Source organism: Kocuria sp. NPDC057446 (assembly GCF_042802875.1).
Taxonomy (GTDB): domain Bacteria; phylum Actinomycetota; class Actinomycetes; order Actinomycetales; family Micrococcaceae; genus Kocuria.
Map to the genome: position 1 here is coordinate 1 of NZ_JBHVDI010000284.1, position 1,644 is coordinate 1,644.

Here is a 1,644-nt window from a genome sequence, read left to right on the forward strand (position 1 = left end):
CGCTCCGGGAGGGGCGCGGCGCCGGCGGCCACGGAAACCGTCAGGAGGCCCCTCCGGATGCCCGGGAGGACTCCCCGGGAGGGCGCGCGCGGGGCCGCCCGGCGGCCGGCCCCGCCGCGCATAGGATGGGCGCCATGCGGACATTCGACCTCATCATCATCGGCTCCGGCTCGGGCAACTCCATCCTCACCGAGGACTACGAGGGCCTGGACGTCGCCATCGTCGACGGCGGGACCTTCGGCGGCACCTGCCTCAACGTCGGCTGCATCCCGACGAAGATGTACGCGTACCCGGCGAGCGTGGCCCGCCGCGCCCACGAGGCGGACCGGCTGGGCCTCGACGCCGCGGTGAACGGCGTGCGCTGGCGGGAGATGCGGGACCGGATCTTCGGGCGGATCGACGCGATCTCCCACGGCGGGCTCGAGTACCGCAGGACGCTGCCGCACGTGACGGTCTACCAGGAGCACGTGCGCTTCACCGCGCCCCGGGTGCTGCGCACCGCGTCCGGTGAGGACATCACCGCCGACCAGATCGTGGTCGCCTCCGGCTCGCGGCCGGTGCGGCCCGTGGTCCCCGGCATCGACCTGCCGCAGGTGCACACCTCGGACACGGTGATGCGCATCGAGGAGCTGCCCCGCCGCGTGGTGGTGGTCGGCGGCGGCTACATCGGCGCCGAGTTCGCCCACGTCTTCTCCAGCCTCGGCTCGCGGGTCACCCAGGTGAACCGCTCCCACCGGATCCTGCGCTACCACGACCCGGAGATCGCCGAGCGCTTCGCGCGCGAGGCCTCCCGCCAGTGGAAGCTCGAGACGGGCTGGTCGCTGAGCGAGGTCGAGGAGTGGGACGGCGAGGAGTGCGCCGTGATGGTCACCTTCCGGGACCCGCAGGACCCGGAGCTCGTCATGCGGCTGCCCGCGGACGTGGTGCTCGTGGCCACGGGCCGGCAGCCGAACACCGACGTGCTCGACGCCCGGGCGGGAGGCCTGGACGTGCGGCAGGACGGTCTGCTGGCCGTCGACGAGCACCAGCGCGCCCTCTCCGGGGGGCGTCCCGTCGAGGGCGTGTGGGCGCTGGGCGACATCAGCTCGCCCTACCAGCTCAAGCACGTGGCCAACGCCGAGGCCCGCACGGTGCAGTACAACCTCCTGCACCCGGGCGAGCTCCGCGCCACCGACCACCGCTTCGTGCCCTCCGCCGTGTTCACGAGCCCGCAGATCGCCTCCGTGGGCATGACCCAGGCGGAGGCCGAGCAGTGGGCGGTCGAGCAGGGCAGCGAGATCACCGTCAAGGTGCAGGACTACGGGGCCACCGCCTACGGCTGGGCCATGGAGGACCACACCGGTCTGTGCAAGCTCATCGCGGAGAAGGGCACCGGACGGCTCCTGGGCGCGCACCTGATCGGCGAGGAGGCCTCCCTGCTGATCCAGCCCCTGGTGCAGGCGATGTCCTTCGGCCTCGACGCCCACACGATGGCCCGCGGCCAGTACTGGATCCACCCCGCCCTGAGCGAGGTCGTCGAGAACGCGCTGCTGGGCCTCGACGTCCCGGAGCACTCGCCGCTGGCCCCGGAGGTCCTCGTCGGCGGCCGGTGATCCCACCGGCCGCCGCCCCGACCCCCGCAAGCCCCGGCCCCGCAGGGGGCCG

General features: G+C 73.5%; 1 protein-coding gene. It reads left to right on the forward strand.

All coding sequences use genetic code 11. The annotated features are described in order from the left end of the window. Positions 1–134: 134 nt before the first annotated feature. Positions 135–1,592 (forward strand): mycothione reductase, encoded by a 1,458-nt coding sequence (locus tag ACFU0Y_RS18115; protein WP_380216351.1) that lies wholly within the window; start codon positions 135–137, stop codon positions 1,590–1,592. Positions 1,593–1,644: the final 52 nt, after the last annotated feature.

Bases quoted from the DNA above. Each gene is read 5' to 3' on its own strand.
- ACFU0Y_RS18115 (WP_380216351.1), top strand. From the start codon at position 135: ATGCGGACATTCGACCTCATCATCATCGGCTCCGGCTCGGGCAACTCC.